1 protein-coding gene is annotated in these 480 nt (G+C 54.4%); it reads left to right on the top strand.

The genetic code is table 11. The annotated features are described in order from the left end of the window. Positions 1 to 356 (top strand): transposase (locus tag FQ320_RS26775; RefSeq protein ID WP_255509735.1); only part of this gene is annotated, 356 nt, incomplete at its 5' end. Positions 357 to 480: the final 124 nt, after the last annotated feature.

Genomic DNA, 480 nt, shown 5'->3' with positions numbered 1-480 from the left:
AGGGGCATCTATCCTCAGTTTACCGACCAGACCTGCCCACCATCACGCGAAATCACTGCCCACCTTCGCGTGAAATACGTGCCCATCATCACCCGAAATCGCTGCCCATCATCACGCGAAACACGCAGTTGATGAAATGGGCTGAGGAACAAGGGATTAACATCCTACATATCCAACCCGGAAAGCCTCAACAGAACGCCTACATCGAGCGTCACAGCCGGACGGTCCGGCATGAATGGTTGGATCAATACGTCATCGACAGCATCGAGGAGGCTCAAGATCACGCCACACAATTGCTATGGACTTACAACAACGACCGCCCGAATATGGGAATCGGCGGCATCACTCCCGCCTGACCTGCCCCCCGGAAGTTCCCTCAGTCTGATGTAGAGTCTGCCCAACCTGAAGGAGCAGACGAGATGAGGAAAAGCCGTTTCACCGAAGCGCAGATTATCGGGATGATCAAAGAGCAGGAGGCTG

The organism is Oceaniovalibus sp. ACAM 378, from assembly GCF_008085915.1.
Classification (GTDB): domain Bacteria; phylum Pseudomonadota; class Alphaproteobacteria; order Rhodobacterales; family Rhodobacteraceae; genus Oceaniglobus.
Note: the sequence above shows the minus strand (reverse complement) of the source record. Positions and strands in the feature narration are given on the sequence as shown.